General features: G+C 66.2%; 19 protein-coding genes and 1 pseudogene. 10 read left to right on the plus strand and 10 right to left on the minus strand.

What is annotated here, in order from left to right:
• Positions 1-14: 14 nt before the first annotated feature.
• The 5 genes and pseudogenes from CCZ27_RS01800 (at position 15) to CCZ27_RS01820 (ending at position 3695) form a co-directional block, all read left to right on the plus strand.
• Positions 15-893, plus strand: coding sequence for a hypothetical protein (locus tag CCZ27_RS01800; RefSeq protein WP_232516531.1), 879 nt, complete (start codon positions 15-17; stop codon positions 891-893).
• On the plus strand, positions 890-1744 hold the full coding sequence (locus CCZ27_RS01805; RefSeq protein ID WP_198363239.1) for a hypothetical protein: 855 nt from the start codon (positions 890-892) through the stop codon (positions 1742-1744). The genes CCZ27_RS01800 and CCZ27_RS01805 overlap by 4 nt, the downstream gene beginning before the upstream one ends.
• Positions 1741-2694 carry an ABC transporter ATP-binding protein gene (locus CCZ27_RS01810; RefSeq protein WP_096445095.1) on the plus strand — a complete coding sequence of 318 codons (954 nt, stop codon included), beginning with the start codon at positions 1741-1743 and terminating at the stop codon, positions 2692-2694. The genes CCZ27_RS01805 and CCZ27_RS01810 overlap by 4 nt, the downstream gene beginning before the upstream one ends.
• 154 nt (positions 2695-2848) lie before the next feature.
• Positions 2849-3372, plus strand: a pseudogene (locus CCZ27_RS24690) (nucleotidyltransferase substrate binding protein).
• On the plus strand, positions 3369-3695 hold the full coding sequence (locus tag CCZ27_RS01820; RefSeq protein ID WP_096445096.1) for a nucleotidyltransferase family protein: 327 nt from the start codon (positions 3369-3371) through the stop codon (positions 3693-3695). Before CCZ27_RS24690 ends, CCZ27_RS01820 begins: the two are co-directional and overlap by 4 nt.
• A 138-nt stretch (positions 3696-3833) precedes the next feature.
• Here the strand turns inward: CCZ27_RS01820 and CCZ27_RS01825 are convergent, their stop codons facing one another.
• The gene (locus tag CCZ27_RS01825) at positions 3834-4253 is read right to left on the minus strand and encodes a CBS domain-containing protein (protein ID WP_096445097.1); all 420 of its coding nucleotides are present in this window, start codon (positions 4251-4253) and stop codon (positions 3834-3836) included.
• Between the two features lie 213 nt (positions 4254-4466).
• Here CCZ27_RS01825 and CCZ27_RS01830 point away from each other — a divergent pair, with 213 nt between their 5' ends.
• A complete protein-coding gene (locus CCZ27_RS01830) occupies positions 4467-5264 on the plus strand; it encodes a symmetrical bis(5'-nucleosyl)-tetraphosphatase (protein ID WP_096445098.1) in 798 nt (265 codons plus the stop codon).
• Here the strand turns inward: CCZ27_RS01830 and CCZ27_RS01835 are convergent.
• Genes CCZ27_RS01835 through CCZ27_RS01845 form a run of 3 tightly spaced genes read right to left on the minus strand, consistent with a single transcriptional unit; the run spans position 5249 to position 7453 of the window.
• Positions 5249-5851 (minus strand): Uma2 family endonuclease, encoded by a 603-nt coding sequence (locus tag CCZ27_RS01835; RefSeq protein ID WP_096445099.1) that lies wholly within the window; start codon positions 5849-5851, stop codon positions 5249-5251. The genes CCZ27_RS01830 and CCZ27_RS01835 overlap by 16 nt on opposite strands.
• The gene (locus tag CCZ27_RS01840) at positions 5814-6680 is read right to left on the minus strand and encodes a lysophospholipid acyltransferase family protein (RefSeq protein ID WP_096445100.1); all 867 of its coding nucleotides are present in this window, start codon (positions 6678-6680) and stop codon (positions 5814-5816) included. Before CCZ27_RS01840 ends, CCZ27_RS01835 begins: the two co-directional genes overlap by 38 nt.
• A gap of 5 nt (positions 6681-6685) precedes the next feature.
• A complete protein-coding gene (locus tag CCZ27_RS01845; protein ID WP_096445101.1) occupies positions 6686-7453 on the minus strand; it encodes a GNAT family N-acetyltransferase in 768 nt (255 codons plus the stop codon).
• Between the two features lie 119 nt (positions 7454-7572).
• On the opposite strand from CCZ27_RS01845, the gene CCZ27_RS01850 reads away from it, so the two are divergent.
• The 3 genes from CCZ27_RS01850 (at position 7573) to CCZ27_RS01860 (ending at position 9476) form a co-directional block, all read left to right on the plus strand.
• A complete protein-coding gene (locus CCZ27_RS01850; RefSeq protein ID WP_096445102.1) occupies positions 7573-7989 on the plus strand; it encodes an HIT family protein in 417 nt (138 codons plus the stop codon).
• 84 nt (positions 7990-8073) lie between these two features.
• Positions 8074-9009, plus strand: coding sequence for a carbohydrate kinase family protein (locus CCZ27_RS01855; RefSeq protein ID WP_096452067.1), 936 nt, complete (start codon positions 8074-8076; stop codon positions 9007-9009).
• An 8-nt stretch (positions 9010-9017) separates the two neighbouring features.
• A complete protein-coding gene (locus CCZ27_RS01860; RefSeq protein WP_385962006.1) occupies positions 9018-9476 on the plus strand; it encodes an outer membrane lipoprotein in 459 nt (152 codons plus the stop codon).
• Positions 9477-9535: 59 nt separating this feature from the next.
• Here the strand turns inward: CCZ27_RS01860 and CCZ27_RS01865 are convergent, their stop codons facing one another.
• From CCZ27_RS01865 to CCZ27_RS01890, 6 genes are all read right to left on the minus strand, one after another.
• Positions 9536-10744, minus strand: coding sequence for a DUF3426 domain-containing protein (locus tag CCZ27_RS01865; protein WP_096445104.1), 1209 nt, complete (start codon positions 10742-10744; stop codon positions 9536-9538).
• Between the two features lie 10 nt (positions 10745-10754).
• Positions 10755-11648, minus strand: coding sequence for a 50S ribosomal protein L11 methyltransferase (prmA, locus tag CCZ27_RS01870; protein WP_096445105.1), 894 nt, complete (start codon positions 11646-11648; stop codon positions 10755-10757).
• Positions 11649-11658: 10 nt separating this feature from the next.
• A complete protein-coding gene (gene accC / locus CCZ27_RS01875; protein WP_096445106.1) occupies positions 11659-13017 on the minus strand; it encodes an acetyl-CoA carboxylase biotin carboxylase subunit in 1359 nt (452 codons plus the stop codon).
• A 7-nt stretch (positions 13018-13024) separates the two neighbouring features.
• Positions 13025-13483, minus strand: a complete 459-nt coding sequence (accB, locus tag CCZ27_RS01880) for an acetyl-CoA carboxylase biotin carboxyl carrier protein (protein ID WP_096445107.1) — start codon at positions 13481-13483, stop codon at positions 13025-13027.
• 330 nt (positions 13484-13813) lie between these two features.
• Positions 13814-14359, minus strand: coding sequence for a TlpA family protein disulfide reductase (locus tag CCZ27_RS01885; protein WP_096445108.1), 546 nt, complete (start codon positions 14357-14359; stop codon positions 13814-13816).
• The gene (locus CCZ27_RS01890; RefSeq protein ID WP_096445109.1) at positions 14356-14976 is read right to left on the minus strand and encodes a hypothetical protein; all 621 of its coding nucleotides are present in this window, start codon (positions 14974-14976) and stop codon (positions 14356-14358) included. The genes CCZ27_RS01885 and CCZ27_RS01890 overlap by 4 nt, the downstream gene beginning before the upstream one ends.
• A gap of 144 nt (positions 14977-15120) precedes the next feature.
• On the opposite strand from CCZ27_RS01890, the gene mpl reads away from it, so the two are divergent.
• Positions 15121-16473, plus strand: a complete 1353-nt coding sequence (gene mpl / locus CCZ27_RS01895) for a UDP-N-acetylmuramate:L-alanyl-gamma-D-glutamyl-meso-diaminopimelate ligase (protein WP_096452069.1) — start codon at positions 15121-15123, stop codon at positions 16471-16473.
• The last annotated feature ends 109 nt before the right edge of the window (positions 16474-16582 follow it).

Consider the following 16582-nt stretch of genomic DNA (forward strand, 5'->3'; position numbering starts at 1 on the left):
ATTTGGAAGATTGAGTGATACACCCTCAATCAATTGATGATGTCGATGCTGGCTTTACTCCTTCAATTCGCAGCGACGCGAGAATGATCCTATCCCCGGATTTCTCTACTGCAGTGCGCCTTGCTCTGCGCACTCGTTTTCTATTTACTTCCTTCTGGCTGGTCATTGCGGTGATCGGAACTGCATGGCTAGGGGCACAATTCAGTGCCCGTCAACCTGCGACGGTAGCTCTGGATGTCGGTCTCTCGGTGATCCGCGTGTTGCTTCCATTGATGGGAGTGCTGCTGCTGCAGGAGCTGATTTCACGGGAGTTCGATCGCCGACTGTTTTTGGTCTCGCTTACCTATCCTCGGCCGCGCTACCGATTCTTGATCGATAGGCTGCTTGCCACGCTTGCCCTAGTAGGTTTCTTGCTTCTTGTGCTTGCCGTAGCGTTAGGCGGTACCGTTGCTCTCCTTGGCAAGGAATACGTGCAGGCAACTCCTGTGGCGCTCGGAGTGCCTTATCTCGTCACGCTGTGTTTCATGGCAGTCGATGTATTTGTGGTGTTGGCAATGGGGGTATTGCTGGCCGTCGTCGCGTCTACGCCTAACTTCGTGCTTATCGGTGCGATGGGTTTCATGATAATAGCGCGGTCTTTCTCGTCGATGGTGACCCTGCTGCAGCGAGAATCGTGGCTGATGGAGAATGCTCACCAATATCAGTCATCGCTGGACCTTTTGACCTATGTCGTTCCGGACTTGGCTTCCCTGGATGTCCGAATGATTGCGTTGTACGGGAAGATGGATCTGTTGCCGGCGAATTGGCCATGGCAATTTTTTACGGCTTTATCGTATGGCGTTGCCTTGGTAGCATTCGCCGTATGGGCGTTGAAGCGTAGGCGTTTTTCATGAGCAGTGACGGCCGGGTCAGATCGCTAGCAACTGCACTGGGGGCTGCTTCCCTTTTCTTGTTATTGGTGTTAAACCAGCCGCCGCGTGATAATTCTGCGAAACTGGTTCTGACAGATCGTGTGGTTGTGTCGGCTCCCATACAGTTGCTGCTTGCGGGGGGTGATCGTTTTCTAGCAGCGAATTTCGAGGCGTTTCGAGCGACGTCAACATTGAGCGGCGAAACGGCGGCGTTGATGGATGACGTTTCCTTCCGCATCCGCGCGCATCGGGTGGTAGCCCAGCTTAATCCGTGCCACGAAGATAATTACTATCTCGCAAACGGAATGCTTTCCTGGGGGGGCGCGCCGGACGATGCCATCTATATTCTACGCCGTGCGACAGAATGTCGCATCTGGGACGAAACCCCGGCTTTTTTTTATGGATTCAATCTCTGGTTCTTTCGTCGGGATGTGGAGGGCGGACGCAAGGCTCTGGAGTTGGCTGCGGAACGGACAGTAGCCAATGCGGCGATTTTTCGCCGAATGGCGGTGATGATCGAAGCCGAGACATATCGGGATGAGCGTGCTGCTTTGCGGTTTCTTGAACATGAGCGTGATCAAGCGGCCGATGAGAAGCTTAAGGAGATGCTGGATCGTCGGGTGCAGCGATTGGCGGGATTGATTGGTTTGCGGGATGCCCAGGCTCGCTATGAAGCTAAAATGGGGCGCAGGCTTGCTGCTCCGGTTACCTTGGTGGAAGAAGGTTTTCTCTCCGATTTTCCAAAGGACCCCCTTGGTTTGGGCTACGAGTTTGTTGATGGTGAGTTTCGTTTGCGCAGTCTGAAAATTCCGGGAATGGAAGACGCAAAATGAGTTTGGCGCTAGAGTTCAGCGCGGTGAGCAAAGTTTTTCGTTCGCGGGCGCGCTCCGTGCAGGCGTTGCAGGACGTCAGCTTCGAGGTGGACGAGGGCGAGGTGTTCGGCTTTGTCGGCCCGAACGGTGCCGGCAAGTCCACCACGATCAAGATCATGCTGGATGTCATTGACGACTATCAGGGCGAGGTGCGCCTTTACGGGCTTTCGGCACGTGAGGCAGCATCGCGAAAAGGGGTGGCCTACGTTCCGGAGTCTCCGGCGCTGTATGAACAGTTTACCCCGCTTGAGATTCTGCGCATGGCACTGGACATGTACGGTATCCGTCGCATCGATGCCGATATCTGGTGTCGACAATGGTTGGACCGTTTCTCCGTTGGCCATGTCGCGGACCGTCGTATGCGCCTGTTGTCGAAAGGCACGGCGCAGCGGGTCGCGCTGGCCCATGCCCTGGTCGTCAGTCCGCGCCTGCTCGTGCTCGACGAGCCGCTATCCGGCCTGGACCCGGTTGGGCGCAAGGATGTCGTCGATATCCTTTCCGAGTACAAGCGCGACGGGGGGGCGATTTTCTTTACATCCCATGTATTGCACGACGTGGAACGTATCGCCGATCGATTCGGCTTCATCCATCAAGGGCAGCTCATCACGACCCGCTCGCCGCGCGATCTGGTGGCAGACCGGGCCGATCGGTTCATCGTGCGCTACCAGGCAGGGGAGGGATTCGCGGCGGCGGGCGAGGCCATTCGGACGGGCGAATTCGAGCACGAACTGGCACAGACGGAACTGCCTGATTTCATTTCAGGGCTGAACGCCTCGGGCGGGCGCATCGTTACGCTGAAACCGGCAGTCTCGCTCGAAACGATGTTCTTCAAGATATTGGCCGAGGGCGGGCTGCCACGGCCTGCGGAAACCGCTGGAACCCTGAGGCCGAGCGGCTTGGATTGCGGGTGATTCGGCGATCCGGTGGATGTGCCGGGACGTGCATGAAAAATTCCGCGTGCCTTCATGTTCGGACATGGGCACGGGCAAGAAGCTCTTCTCAGGATAGTTCGATTGCCTGATGCTGCCTCTCTTCTTTTTCCCAACATCGGGATGAAGGGTTGCGATGGCAGGTCCCGCCGCCACGCTTTTCCCGGAACGGGCATGCAGCGCCGTCCGCGGTCCTGCTTCGTGCTGCTGCATAATCTGCAGGAAGAGAGGGTGCCGCGTGACGACACAAGACATCCGCTGGCAGCAACGTTTGGCAAATTACGATCGCGCGCTTGGTCGCCTGACGGCGGCCGTCGAACTGTCGCATCAGCGTCCCTTGACGGATCTTGAGAAGCAGGGGTTGATCCAGGCGTTCGAGTTTACGCACGAACTCGCATGGAACGTGATGAAAGACTACTTGGACTGGCAGGGCACGGGGTGGACATCACCGGATCGCGGGATGCCACGCGGGAGTCCTTCAGTCGGGGGCTCGTACAGGATGGCGAAGGCTGGATGGAGATGATCCGCAGCCGCAAGCAGACTTCCCATACCTACAACGAAGAAGTGGCCAACGAGATCGCGGGCCGCATCATCGGCACTTATCAGCCGCTGTTCGTGGCGTTTGCCGGGCGGATGCGCGCACTCGGTGAGCGCCGATGAAGGCGCAGGGTGGGCTGCGCCACGGTTTGCCGGCGCACGCGATTGCGGAGATTCGTCAGGTCTTGGCGCGGCACCCGGGCGTGGTCCGGATCGTGCTCTATGGCTTGCGGGCGTTGGGGAACTACCGGACCGGGTCCGATATCGATCTGTGCCTCGATGCGCCAGCGTTGAGTCTGGCCGAATTGCTGGCCATCGGGACCGAGATCGACGAACTGCTGTTGCCGTGGAAGGTCGACCTCACGTTGCTGCAGAAGATCGACAACCCGGCGCTGCTCGAACACATCCGGCGCGTTGGCGTGTCGTTTGGCGACGGCGGGAACTGAGGCTCTCCGCTGCCCGGTCGCAATGGAAGACCGGATCGGACGCTCCGCCAAGCGCGCGTTTTCACGCTGCGCGGATCGTCCTGGTATGGCGTGTGCCGGATCGTGGCCGAATGGGCGAAGAAGCTACGGTGCGGGTAGTCAGGCGATCCGTTCCCACAGACAGCTTTCGTCTTCCAGTTGGTCGAGTTCCAGCCCCTTGAAGTCGCCGCGTGACACGATGCCGACGATTGCGTCGCCATCGACGATGGGGAGGTGGCGGTAGCCGCAGTCGGACATGCGGCGCAGGGCGTCGATGGCCGTTGCGTCCGGGGTGATCGTGTCGGGCCTGGCGGTCATGACGGCGGAGAGGGGCGTTGCCGCGGGTATCCGGCCTTCGGCGAGGGCGCGCACCGCGTCGCGGCCGGTGAAGATGCCGGCGAGCCTGCCGTCTTCGGTCACCAGTACCGCGCCGACGCGGCGTTCCCACATGCATTGGCAGGCGCGCTGGACGGTGGCGTCGGGCGGCAGCATCAGCGGGTCCTGGTGCTTGACGATGTAGGCGAGGCAGCGGTTGGTCATGATGGGTGTCTCCCGGACGACGATGAATGGATGAATTCGATTTTCGCCCTATTTCAATATAGACGACGGCATCAGGGTTTTTCCGCCGCAGGCCCGGGCCGCAAACCCGCCGCGGACTGCGTTCCGGGGCTGCAATCCCTTTAGAATGTTGCAGGTTTCCGGCCTCCGGCATCGTTGCCGGGGCCGTTCTTTCATCCTTTTGATGCGGCTTTCATGGCCACTTATGCAATCGGTGACATCCAGGGCTGCTACCCGGCGCTTCAACGGCTGCTGGAGCGGGTGGCTTTCGACCCGGCGCAGGACCGCCTGTGGGTGGTGGGCGATCTGGTCAATCGTGGTCCGCAGTCCCTGCAGGTGCTGCGCCTGCTGCGCGGTTTCGGTGCGGCGGCGACGGTGGTGCTGGGCAATCACGACCTCTACCTGCTGATGGTGGCGGCCGGCTACGAGCGGCGCGAGGACGACGACACGCTCTACCAGGTGATGGAGGCGCCCGACCGCGATGCGCTGCTGCAGTGGCTGGCGCACCGGCCCTTGATGCATGTGGATGGCGACTACGTGCTCGTCCATGCGGGTCTGCTGCCGGGCTGGACGGTGGCGCGCGCGCAGGAACTGGCGGGCGAGGTGAGCGCGGCGCTGACCGGTCCGCAGGCGCAGGAATTCCTGCTGAATCTTGCCGGCAACAAGCCGGATCGCTGGTCGGAGGATCTGGAGGGCTGGGAGCGGCTGCGGGTGGTGGTCAACGCGATGACCAGGATGCGTTTCTGCACCGCCGACGGCCGCATGGCATTGCGTGCCAAGGGGCCGCCCGACAACGCGCCGCCGGGGACGATGCCCTGGTTTCTGGTGCCCGACCGCTTCAACCGCACGCACACCATCGTCTGCGGCCACTGGTCTGCGCTGGGTTTCTATCGCGCGCCCGGCCTCATCGCGCTCGATTCCGGCGTGGTGTGGGGCGGCAAGCTGACGGCGGTCCGGCTGGAGGACGGCGAGGTGATTCAGGTGCCGGGCTGAGCCGGGCGTTCGCGCGGCTCGGGTTCGACGCCTTCGAAGACGTCCGCCGCCAGGCAGCGGAAATCCACGCTTGCCAGCTCGAGTTCGTCGTCGGGGGCGAAAGGGTAGAGCACCCAATGGCCGGTGGCGTCGCGGCGGAAGACGTCGATGCTGCGCTGTTCGGTCGAGATCAGCGCGTATTCCTGCAGCGAGGGGAGCAAGCGGTAGGCGGCGAACTTGTTGCCGCGGTCATAGGCTTCGGTGGAAGGCGGCAGCACTTCGATGACGAGCACGGGGTGGTGCTTGACGAGGCTGGCCTCGGGTGCGCGGTCGCGCGGATCGCATGTGACGAGGATGTCGGGGTAGAAGAAGCTGTTGGCGGCGGCCACGCCGAGTTTCATGTCCGAGACGAAAGCGCGGCACGGGCTGCCACGTAATGCGATGCGCAGTGATGAGGCCAGATTGAGGGCTGCGGTCGCGTGCGCATCCGAGGCACCGCTCATGGCGAACACCTCGCCATCGACGTATTCGTTCTTGGACGGCTGGTCGGCCTCCCAGGCCAGGTAGTCCTCAGGCCCGAACGGGGTCTTGGCTTGCGGCAGGCTCATCGGCTTTCTCGCTGCAGGTCGGCGTTTCGTCCCGTCGAGCATAGCCTTGGCCGGTCAGCCCGGCAATGATCTCCCGCGCCTGCCTCGCCAGGGTGCGCCGGTCCGTGCCTTCGCCCGTGCCGAGCGGTGCGGCGGCCTGCACCCGCGCGACGATGCCGCGCTCGGCGATGATATTGGCGATGCACTGCCCGAGGCTGATGTCGCCGTCGTAGGCGGGGGCGCGGCTGCGGCTTCCGCCCGGCGCATGGTAGGACAGTGCCACCGGCTGCACCGCGTGGCCGGCGGCGATGGCCGGCTGCAGCAGGGCGGCGTGGAAGTCCAGCACGTGGCTGCCGTCGGTGGTGGTGCCTTCGGGGAAGATCGCGACGTTGCGGCCGGCATCGAGCTGGGCGGCGGTTTCTTCGTTGATGATCCGGGCGTGGCCGCGGCTGCCCCGGCGCAGGAAGATGGTGCCGTTCTTCGCGGCGAGCCAGCCGATGACCGGCCAGTTGCGTACCTCGGCCTTCGACACGAAGGAGGAGGGCGCGAGCGCATTGACGACGAAGATGTCGACCCAGGAAACGTGGTTCGCGACGAGCATGCAGCCGGGTTCGATCGGCACGCCGTCGGCCTGCAGGCGGATGCCGAGGATGCGCAGCAGCCGGTGCGACCAGCGCTGGCGCAGGCGGCGATGCACCGGCTCGGCGCTGAGCGGGTAGACCAGCGCGATCGTCAGCGCCCCCTCGGCGACGTGCACGGCCAGGCGGAAGTAGCGCCAGCCGCGCAGCAGCTTGGGGCTGCCGGCGTCGAGGCTGGCCGTCTGGATGGCCGCGGAGGCGGCGTCGGTCATCGGTTTCAGTCCTTGCGGCCCATGAAGTGCTTGGCGTAGCGGTCGTCCACCTTGTTCATCGGCATCAGGATGGGCAGGTCGGCGGTGTTGAAGTCCGGATCCCAGGCGGGCTCGCCGCAGATCCAGGCGCCGGCGCGCAGGTAACCCTTGATGAGCGGCGGCGCCTCGGCGGGCAGGTCGCTGCGCAGCGCGTCGAGCGGCAGCGGACAGCGCGGGAAGACGCGGTACTCCAGCGGCGCCAGGTAGTCTTCGCGCAGGCGGTTGTACAGGTTGGCCGCAGCGTGGCCGCCGTCGGCCATGCTGATCGAGGCGCAGCCGACGAGGTAGTCGTAGCCGTTTTCCTGCATGTAGCGCGCCAGGCCCGACCACAGCAGCGCGATCACCGCGCCGCTACGGTATTCGGCATCGATGCACGAGCGGCCGATTTCCACCAGCCGGCTGCGCAGGTGCTGCAGCCGGGTGAGGTCGAACTCGTTCTCGGAATAGTAGCCGCCGACCTTGCGCGCGGCGGCCGGCGACAGGATGCGATAGGTGCCGACGATGCGGCCGGCGTCCTCGTCGCGCACGATCAGGTGCTCGCAGTAGGGATCGTAGATGTCGCGATCGACGCCCGGCGTGCGGGTGGCGAGGCGGGCCCCGAGTTCATCGGCAAAGACGCGATAACGCAGCTTCTGCGCCTCGAGGATTTCGGTTTCGCAGGTGGCCAGGCCCACATGCAGATTGCGGCCCTTGGGCTTGGCCGCGGCCTGTTCCGGCCGGGTATCCTTGAGCATGGTTCGCTCCCGTTTCATTCATGACGATGGGAGCATTCTCGAAAGACTGCGTTGCGTCAAGGTGACATGCTGGTTACGATCGAGTGACGACCGGCGCAACGGAAAGGAGAAAGCAAGACATGGAGAACTGCGTTTTCTGCCGTATCGTGAAGGGCGAACTGCCTTCGTCCAAGGTGTATGAGGACGAGCGCACGCTGGCGATCATGGACATCCAGTCGGTGAATCCCGGCCACATGCTGGTGCTGGTGAAGCCCCACCGCGACAACATCTATGCGCTCGACGACGAACTTGCCGGCGCCGCGTTCCGCACCGCGGCACGCATGGCCCGGGCGGCGAAGCAGGTGACCGGCTGCCAGGGCGTGAGCCTGTTCCAGGCCAACGAGCCGGCCGGCGCGCAGACGGTGTTCCACTTCCACATCCATGTGCTGCCCCGCTGGGAGGGCGACGGCATGAGCCTGGCCTGGCCGGTGAAGAACCCGGCGCGAGAGGCGCTGGAGGACATGGCGGCGCGGCTGCGGGCGGCCGTCGGCCCCTGACCGCCGGCCGGCGGGGCGCCGGAGAACCGGGTGCGGCGCCCGCCTTATAATGCGGTTTCCAGACTTTTCCGTATGGGAACCGACATGTCCATCCTCGTCTGCGGCTCTATGGCCTATGACTCGATCATGGTGTTCAACGATCGCTTCAGGAATCACATCCTGCCCGAGCAGATCCACATCCTGAACGTGTCCTTCCTGGTGCCGGATCTGCGCCGCGAGTTCGGCGGCTGCGCCGGCAACATCGCCTACAACCTGAAGCTGCTCGGCGCCGACCCGCTGATCATGGCGACGGTGGGCGAGGATTCCGACCCGTACCGCCGCCGCCTCGACCACCTCGGACTGCGGCAGGATCACGTGCGCGAGGTGCGCGGCAAGTTCACCGCGCAGGCGTTCATCACCACCGACCTCGACGACAACCAGATCACCGCCTTCCATCCCGGAGCGATGTTCCATTCGCACCTCAACGACGTGCGCGATGCGGCCGGAGTGAAGCTCGGCATCGTGGCGCCGGACGGCCGCGACGGCATGCTGCGCCATGCGCAGGGTTTCGCGCAGGCGGGCGTGCCCTTCATCTTCGATCCCGGCCAGGCGCTGCCGATCCTGAGCGGAGAAGAGTTACGGAATTGCCTGAAACTGGCTACGTGGTGCACGGTCAATGATTACGAAATGCGGCTGATGAGCGAGAAGACCGGCCTTTCGGAGGCGGAGATCGTGGCCGGGGTCGATGCGCTGGTCGTGACGCTTGGGGCCGAGGGGTCGCGCATCCACGCCAGGGGCGAATGCATCGAGATCCCGGCGGCGAAGCCGGACGAGATCCTGGACCCCACCGGTTGCGGCGACGCCTATCGGGCCGGCCTGCTGTACGGCCTGGCCAACGGCTGGGACTGGTTGCGGAGCGGCCGCCTGGCGGCAGTGATGGGCGCCATCAAGATTGCCCACCGCGGTGGGCAGAATCACCGCCCGACGCGCGACGAGATTGCGGCGCGTCACGTGGCGGCCTTCGGGGAGAGCCCGTGGTGAGCAGGCAGATGGTAAGGATGCGGGCGGCGCTGGGCGTGCTGGTGGCGGTGTTGATGCTCGGTGGCTGCGCGGCGGGGATGGGCGGTCGCGACTATTCCCGCGACGATGCGCGCCGCACGATGGTGGTGCAGTTCGGCACGGTGGCCGGTGTGCGCGGGGTGAACCTCGAAGGCACCAAGACGCCGATCGGCACCGTCACCGGCGCGGCGGTCGGCGGCATCGCCGGGAGCAGCGTCGGCAGCGGCAAGGGCTCCGCGGTGGGCGCGGTGCTGGGTGCGGTGGTCGGCGGCCTGGCCGGTGCTGCGGTCGAGGAAGGTGCGACCCGCCAGGTGGGCGTCGAGGTGACGGTACAGCTCGACAACGGCCAGTATCTCGCCGTGGTGCAGGCCGACGAGGGCGAGAACTTCCGTGTCGGCGAGCGTGTGCGCGTGCTGCGCGATGCGGGCGTGACGCGCGTTGCGCGCTGATCCCGCCGGGGTCGGACGCCTCGGGTGCGCCTGACTCCTGGCGGAAGCTTGGCCCCGGTTCAGGGGTAGAATACGTAGACGCGATACCCGGTGGGCGACGCGCCTTCCAGGCGGAAGGGCAGGCGCACCGGGATCGTGGCGCGGGCGGACATGCCGGCTTTCGGTTCGCTGGCGGGCGCCCAGTCCGCGGGGGCGAGCACCCGGCGCACCACTGGCGTGTCGGTCGCGTCGGTCAGCGTGAGTTCAAGATGGGGCCAGCCCTGCGGGTAGCCGGCCCGGTTCTTCACCGTGGCGAACAGCACATAGCGCCCCGCATGTCCGGGGTCCGACTGCAGGTCGGATGTTTCGATGCCGATCAGTGCGACGTCCTGCGGCAACGGAACCTCGCAGCCGAGCGCCGCGCAGCCGGCTTCGAGCAGCGGCCGCATGCCGGGCAGCGCACGGGTGATCTCGGTCCTGAAAAGATAGGTGGCCTGGGCGGCCAGCATGCCGGCGAGCAGTCCTGCTGCCATGCCGGCGAGCGTGCGCATCACGGCGCTGCGTCTGCTGCGCGGGCGGCCGTAGGTGGCATCCAGATGCTCGAGATCGACGTGGCGCGCTGCCGGAGGCAGGTCGGGGCCGGCTTCGGCGGCAGCCGAGCCGTCGCCCGTTGCCGTATCGGGTGACTGTCCGGCGAGGGCCGGCGCGGGTTCGGGCTGTGCCGCATCTTCGGCGGCAGCGGTGTCGATGGCCGCGGATGTGCTGTCGCCGTCGTCGGCTTCGGGCGTGCTGCGCCGGGCGCTGCGGATCACTTCAGGCAGGGCGGAGCCGGGGGCCGATTCGTCCGGAGCGGTTTCGCCGGGAACCGCATCGCGGTCGGCCGTCGCCGGGGCAAGCGGGTGGCCTGCTTCGGGCTGGCCGGAAGCCGTCGAGCGGGCGAACCCGGCTTCGCCCGGCGGCGGGCCGGCATCGGTCGGGGCATCGTCGAAGGGAGGGAACTCCGGCAGCTCGAAGTCCAGTGCGTCGTCCGCAGGGGGCGGGGGCACCGGCTGATGCGCGGCGGCGACCGGAGTCGGCTCCCTGTCGTCGCCGTTGGCAGAGTCGAAGCCGGTGGGCCGCTGGTCCGCCTCTTTCGCGTCCGCCGCATCGTCGGGCGGGGCGACCAGATGCTGCAGTGCGTTGAACGGATTGAAGCAATGCCCGCAGCGCACCTCGCCGTTGCGGGCGCGGATCTGCTCCGGATGCAGCCGGAAGACCGTCTGGCAGGCGGGGCAGCGGGTCAGCATCATGGCCGGGCGCTCAGCGGCGACCCTCCAGCCGGACCCAGCCGTCCAGCGTGGCACCGACCTCGAGCGCAAGATAGGGCGCCCAGGCGTCGATGACCTGCTGCGACTGCGTCTCGAGCACGCCCGACAATGCGACCCTGCCGCCGGGGGCGACGCGTGCCGCGATCGCCGGAGCGAGGACGCACAGCGGATTCGTCAGGATGTTGGCCACCACCAGATCGAAGGTTTCGCCGACGGGGACGCCGGAATGCTGCACGCGCATCGTCACCCGGTTGCGGGCCGCGTTCTCGTGCGCCGCTTCGACCGCCTTGTCGTCGATATCGATGCCTAGCACCTCGCCGGCGCCCAGCAGCCCTGCGGCGATGCCGAGGATGCCAGAGCCGCAGCCATAGTCGAGCACGCTGCACCCAGGAGTGACGGCCTCGCACAGCCATTCCAGGCACAAACGGGTGGTGGGGTGGGAACCGGTGCCGAAGGCCATGCCGGGGTCGAGTTCGATGTTGATCGCCGCAGGGTCGGGCGCCTCGTGCCACGACGGCACGATCCACAGCCGGTCAGTGATGCGGATGGGGTCGAACTGGCTCTGGGTGAGCTGCACCCAGTTCTGCTCGGCGATTTCTTCCGTGGTGAAGGGCGGCACGGCCGGCAGCCCGGCGTTGCCGGCGGCTTCGGCCAGCATCGCCGCGAGTTCGCCGCCGGCGGTGCTGCCGTCGAACAGCGCGATGACGCGGCTGTGGTCCCACAGCGAGGTCGGCAGGTGTCCGGGCTCGCCGAACTGCGGTTTCTCGGCGTCGGTGCCTGCATCCGCATCCTCGATGGAAACCGACAGTGCGCCGGCTTCCATCAGGGCGTCGGAGAGGTCCTCGGCCTTGGCGGCGTCGGCCTGCAGGGTCACGGAGATCCACATTGCGGCGTGCTCAGGTCTTGACTTCGTTGCGGTTGGCGAGCTTGTGTTCCAGGTAATGGATGCTGGTGCCGCCCTTGTTGAAGCCGGGGTCCAGCATCAGCGTCTGGTGCAGCGGGATGTTGGTCTTGATGCCTTCGACCATCATCTCCGACAGCGCGATGCGCATGCGGCGGATGGCCTGCTCGCGGGTGTCGCCGTAGGTGATGACCTTGCCGATCATCGAATCGTAGTGCGGCGGCACGGTGTAGCCGTTGTAGACGTGCGAGTCGACACGCACGCCCGGGCCGCCCGGCGTGTGCCAGTTGGTGATGCGGCCGGGAGACGGCGTGAACTTGAAGGGATCTTCGGCGTTCACCCGGCATTCGATGGCATGCCCGCGGAACTCGATGCTGCGCTGCCGGAACCACAGTTTCTCGCCGGCGGCGATGCGCACCTGGGCCTGCACGATGTCGATGCCGGTGATCATCTCGGTGACGGGGTGCTCGACCTGCACCCGCGTGTTCATCTCGATGAAGTAGAACTCGCCGTTCTCGTACAGGAACTCGAAGGTGCCGGCGCCGCGGTAGCCGATGGTGCGGCAGGCTTCGGCGCAGCGCTCGCCGATCTTGGCGATCAGCTTGCGGTCGATGCCGGGGGCGGGCGCTTCCTCGATGACCTTCTGGTGGCGGCGCTGCATCGAGCAGTCGCGTTCGCCCAGATACACCGCGTTGCCGTGCTGGTCGGCCAGCACCTGGATTTCCACATGGCGCGGGTTCTCGAGGAACTTCTCCATGTAGACGGTCGGATTGCCGAACGCCGCCTGGGCTTCCGCCTTCGTGGTGGTCACCGCGTTCAGCAGTGCAGCCTCGGTATGCACCACGCGCATGCCGCGACCGCCGCCGCCGCCGGCCGCCTTGATGATGACCGGATAGCCGACGGCGCGCGCGATGCGCACGATTTCCTTCGGATCGTCGGGCAGCGCGCCGTCCGAACCCGGCACGCAGGGCACGCCAGCGGCTCTCATCGCATCCTTGGCGGACACCTTGTCACCCATCATGCGGATGGTTTCCGCGCGCGGGCCGATGAAGACGAAGCCGGATTGCTCGACGCGCTCGGCGAAGTCGGCGTTTTCGGACAGGAAGCCGTAGCCGGGGTGGATCGCCTCGGCGTCGGTGACCTCGGCCGCCGAGATGATGGCGGGCACGTTGAGATAGCTCATGGCCGACGGCGCCGGGCCGATGCATACCGATTCGTCGGCGAGGCGGACGTACTTCGCTTCGGTATCGGCTTCGGAATGGACCGCCACGGTCTTGATGCCCAGCTCGCGGCAGGCGCGCAGGACGCGCAGCGCGATCTCGCCGCGGTTTGCGATCAGGATCTTCTCGAACATGGTGCGATCAGCCGATCACGAACAGCGGCTGGCCGTATTCGACCGGCTGGCCGTTCTCGACCAGGATGGCTTTCACCGTGCCGCTGAATTCCGATTCGATCTCGTTCATCAGCTTCATCGCTTCGATGATGCACAGACGATCTCCCTCGGCGACCGTCTGGTTCAGTTCGATCAGCGGCTTGGCGCCCGGCGCCGTGGCGCGGTAGAAGGTGCCGACCATGGGCGACTTGACGATGTTGCCGGCGGGCAGGGCGTCTTCCGCCGGGGCTGCGGGGGCGGCGGCTGCCGGCGCTGCGGCGGCCACGGGCACGGGCGCGGCGATTGGAATCGGTGCGGCATAGGCGGCGGGTGCGCCGCCGACATGCTTGGCGATGCGGACCTTTTCCTCGCCTTCGGTGACTTCCAGTTCGGAAATGCCCGATTCTTGGACGAGGTCGATCAGTTTCTTGAGCTTGCGCAGATCCATGCTGTTCTCCGTGTCGGACGGCCGGCCTGTTTGCGGCTGTCCGGGATGAATGGTTGTTCTATGCCTGCCTCGATGCAGGCCGGAATACGGATGCGGAAAGGGGGCGGCGGGCGCGTGCGTGCGCACCGGGCTCGCGGGTGGTGCATGAGGGGGCGTCCGGGCCTCCCGCGGAGGCCGGGAATGGCCCGCGCGCGGTCGCAAGGACCGCTGGCAGGCCGGGCGCGGACTGCCCGGCGCCGGACTGCAGGCAGCAATTTGGACGCATCATGCAAACAAGTTTGCCGCAATTCCCGACAACTTGTCTACGCTCGAGGGTTTGCGGCCTTCGCTTCAGGATGCGAGCAGTGCGCGGATTTTGCCTTCGAGTTCGGCCCGCTTCAAGGTGCCGAGCTTGACGTGGCGGACCTTGCCGTCGCGATCGAAAATCACGGTGAAGGGCAGGGCCTGCGCCTGGTTGCCGAAGCCGGCGGCCAGTCCGAGCACCTGTGGCGAGGCGATGAGCAGCGGATAGGGAACGTCCAGTTCCTTGTCGAATGCGCGCACCTTGTCGGCATCGTCGATGCTGAGGCCGACGAACTGGACGGGATCCCCGGCCAGCGCGCGGCTGGCGTCGGAGAAATCGGGAATCTCCTTGCGGCAGGGGGGGCACCACGTCGCCCAGAAGTTGACCACGACGACCTTGCCGCGCCACTGCGCCATCGTCTGCTCGTTGCCGTCGGTGTCGGGCAGTTGCAGGGCGAAGAGGGCATCCACGGTTTCCTGCGCCACGACCTGGGCGGGCGCCGAGGGGGCGAACTGGCGGCTGGCAAGGAAGCCGGCCGCGCCGGCGACGGCGGCAACGGCGATCAGGAGGGCGATCCGGGCGCCGCGGGTCATCCGTGGGCTTCCTCGCCACCCTGCGTCGCGGGCGCGTTCTGCAGCAGGACCTCGACCTGGGCGAGGCGCGCGCGATCCTGTCCGCGGCGCCCGCGGCGCTCGGCGCTGGCCGGATAGACCGACAGACGCACCGGCACGTCGTCCCAGTCGAAGCTCAGGATGGCTTCCGGCAGGTCGGGCGCCGGGCGCCGGGGCTCGCGGTGCTCGTAGGCCACGTCCTGGTTCAGGAAGAAGATCTCGACCTCCTTGGTGCTCTCGGGGTAGAGGTCGATCTCCAGTTCCGAGTAGCGGCCGGCGGTGCCGTCGAGCGCGCCGCCGGTCAGGTAGGGGCGAAAATCCTCCAGCAGGCGCATGATCTCCACCGCCGCGCTGCGCATCTCGTGCAGCCGCTGCGGCTGTTCCTCGTCCTGGTACAGCGCTTGCCAGGCGCGCAGTTCGGCTTCGATCTCGGCGTTGTTGGGGAGGACCTCGGCGTCGACCGCGCCGAGCTGGCGCGCGGCCTTGCGCTTGGCGAAGCCGAAGTCGCTGATGCCGTCTTCGGCCATCATGCGTGCCGCGAGCGCGGCGATCTCTCGCCGCAGGTTACCGCTTCGGAATGCGTGTGCATGGGAAGGCATGGCTACAGGCTCGAGTGGAAGCGGGATCGTCCGGCGGCTGGGGCGCTGCGAACAAGCGGGCGCCCGATTGCCGTCGGTTAGAATGCGACCCATTTTACACGGGCCGGTTGCAATCGGATGACGGCCTCGCGGAGCACAAAGTTCATGCATATCCACATTCTCGGCATCTGCGGCACCTTCATGGGCGGCGTCGCGCTGCTCGCCCGGGCGGCGGGCCACGAGGTCACCGGCTGCGATGCGAACGTCTATCCGCCGATGAGTACCCAGCTCGAAGAGCAGGGCATTGCGCTCACCGAGGGCTACGACGCGTCGCAGATCGATCTCGCGCCGGACATGTTCGTGATCGGCAACGCCGTATCGCGCGGCAACCCGCTGCTCGAGGCCATCCTCGACCGCGGGCTGCCGTATGCATCGGGGCCGCAGTGGCTGGCCGAGCACGTGCTCGCCGGACGCTGGGTGCTGGCGGTGGCGGGGACCCACGGCAAGACGACCACCACCTCGCTGCTGGCGTGGATGCTGGAGGACGCCGGCCTGAATCCGGGCTTCCTGGTGGGCGGCGTGCCGCAGAACTTCGGCGTGTCGGCACGGCTGACGGAGTCGCCGTTCTTCGTCATCGAGGCGGACGAGTACGACACGGCGTTCTGCGACAAGCGCTCCAAGTTCGTGCATTACCGGCCGCGCACCGCGATCCTGAACAACCTCGAGTTCGACCATGCGGACATCTTTGCCGATCTGGCGGCGATCGAGACGCAGTTCCACCATCTCGTACGCACCATCCCCGGCAGCGGGCGCATCGTCGCCAATGCGCACGAAGACAGCCTGAAGCGGGTGATCGCGCGCGGTTGCTGGTCCGAACTCGAGTGGTTCAACGACGATGAGCAGTGGTCGGCCTCCACGGGCGCGTCCGATGCCGAGGCGGTGTTCAGGCTGGGCAGCGCCGAACTCGGCCGCGCCGCGATGCCGCTGGCCGGCCGGCACAACCGCGAGAACGCGCTGGCGGCGATCGCGGCGGCGCGCCACGTGGGCGTGGCGCCGGCGCAGGCGATCGCCAGCTTGGCGCGCTTCCAGGGCATCAAGCGGCGGCTGGAGGTGCGTGGCACGGTGCGCGGCGTCACGGTCTACGACGATTTTGCGCACCATCCGACGGCCATCGCGCTCACCGTCGACGGCCTGCGGCGGCGCGAGACCTCGGGGCGCATCCTGGCCGTACTCGAACCGCGCTCGAACACGATGAAACTGGGCGTGATGAAGGCGCAACTGCCGGCCAGCCTCGAGCAGGCCGATGCGGTCTTCTGCTATGCGGGCGGGCTGGGCTGGGATGCGGCGGCGGCGCTGTCACCGCTGGGCGCTAGGGCGCGGGCCTATGAAGCGCTCGATGCGCTGGTCGCGGACGTGGTGGCGATGGCGCGGGCGGGTGACCACGTCCTGGTGATGAGCAACGGCGGCTTCGGCGGAGTGCACCAGAAACTGCTGGATGCGCTTGCCGCGACGGCCTGACGGCGGCGCGGTGGGCCTTCGGTGTGCCGCGCGACGCCTGCCATCGGGCATCGGGGCTGTTCCAGGCAGGCCGGGGATGGCCCGCATCACTGCTTGCCGGTGACCGCGC

Source organism: Thauera sp. K11 (assembly GCF_002354895.1).
GTDB lineage: Bacteria > Pseudomonadota > Gammaproteobacteria > Burkholderiales > Rhodocyclaceae > Thauera > Thauera sinica.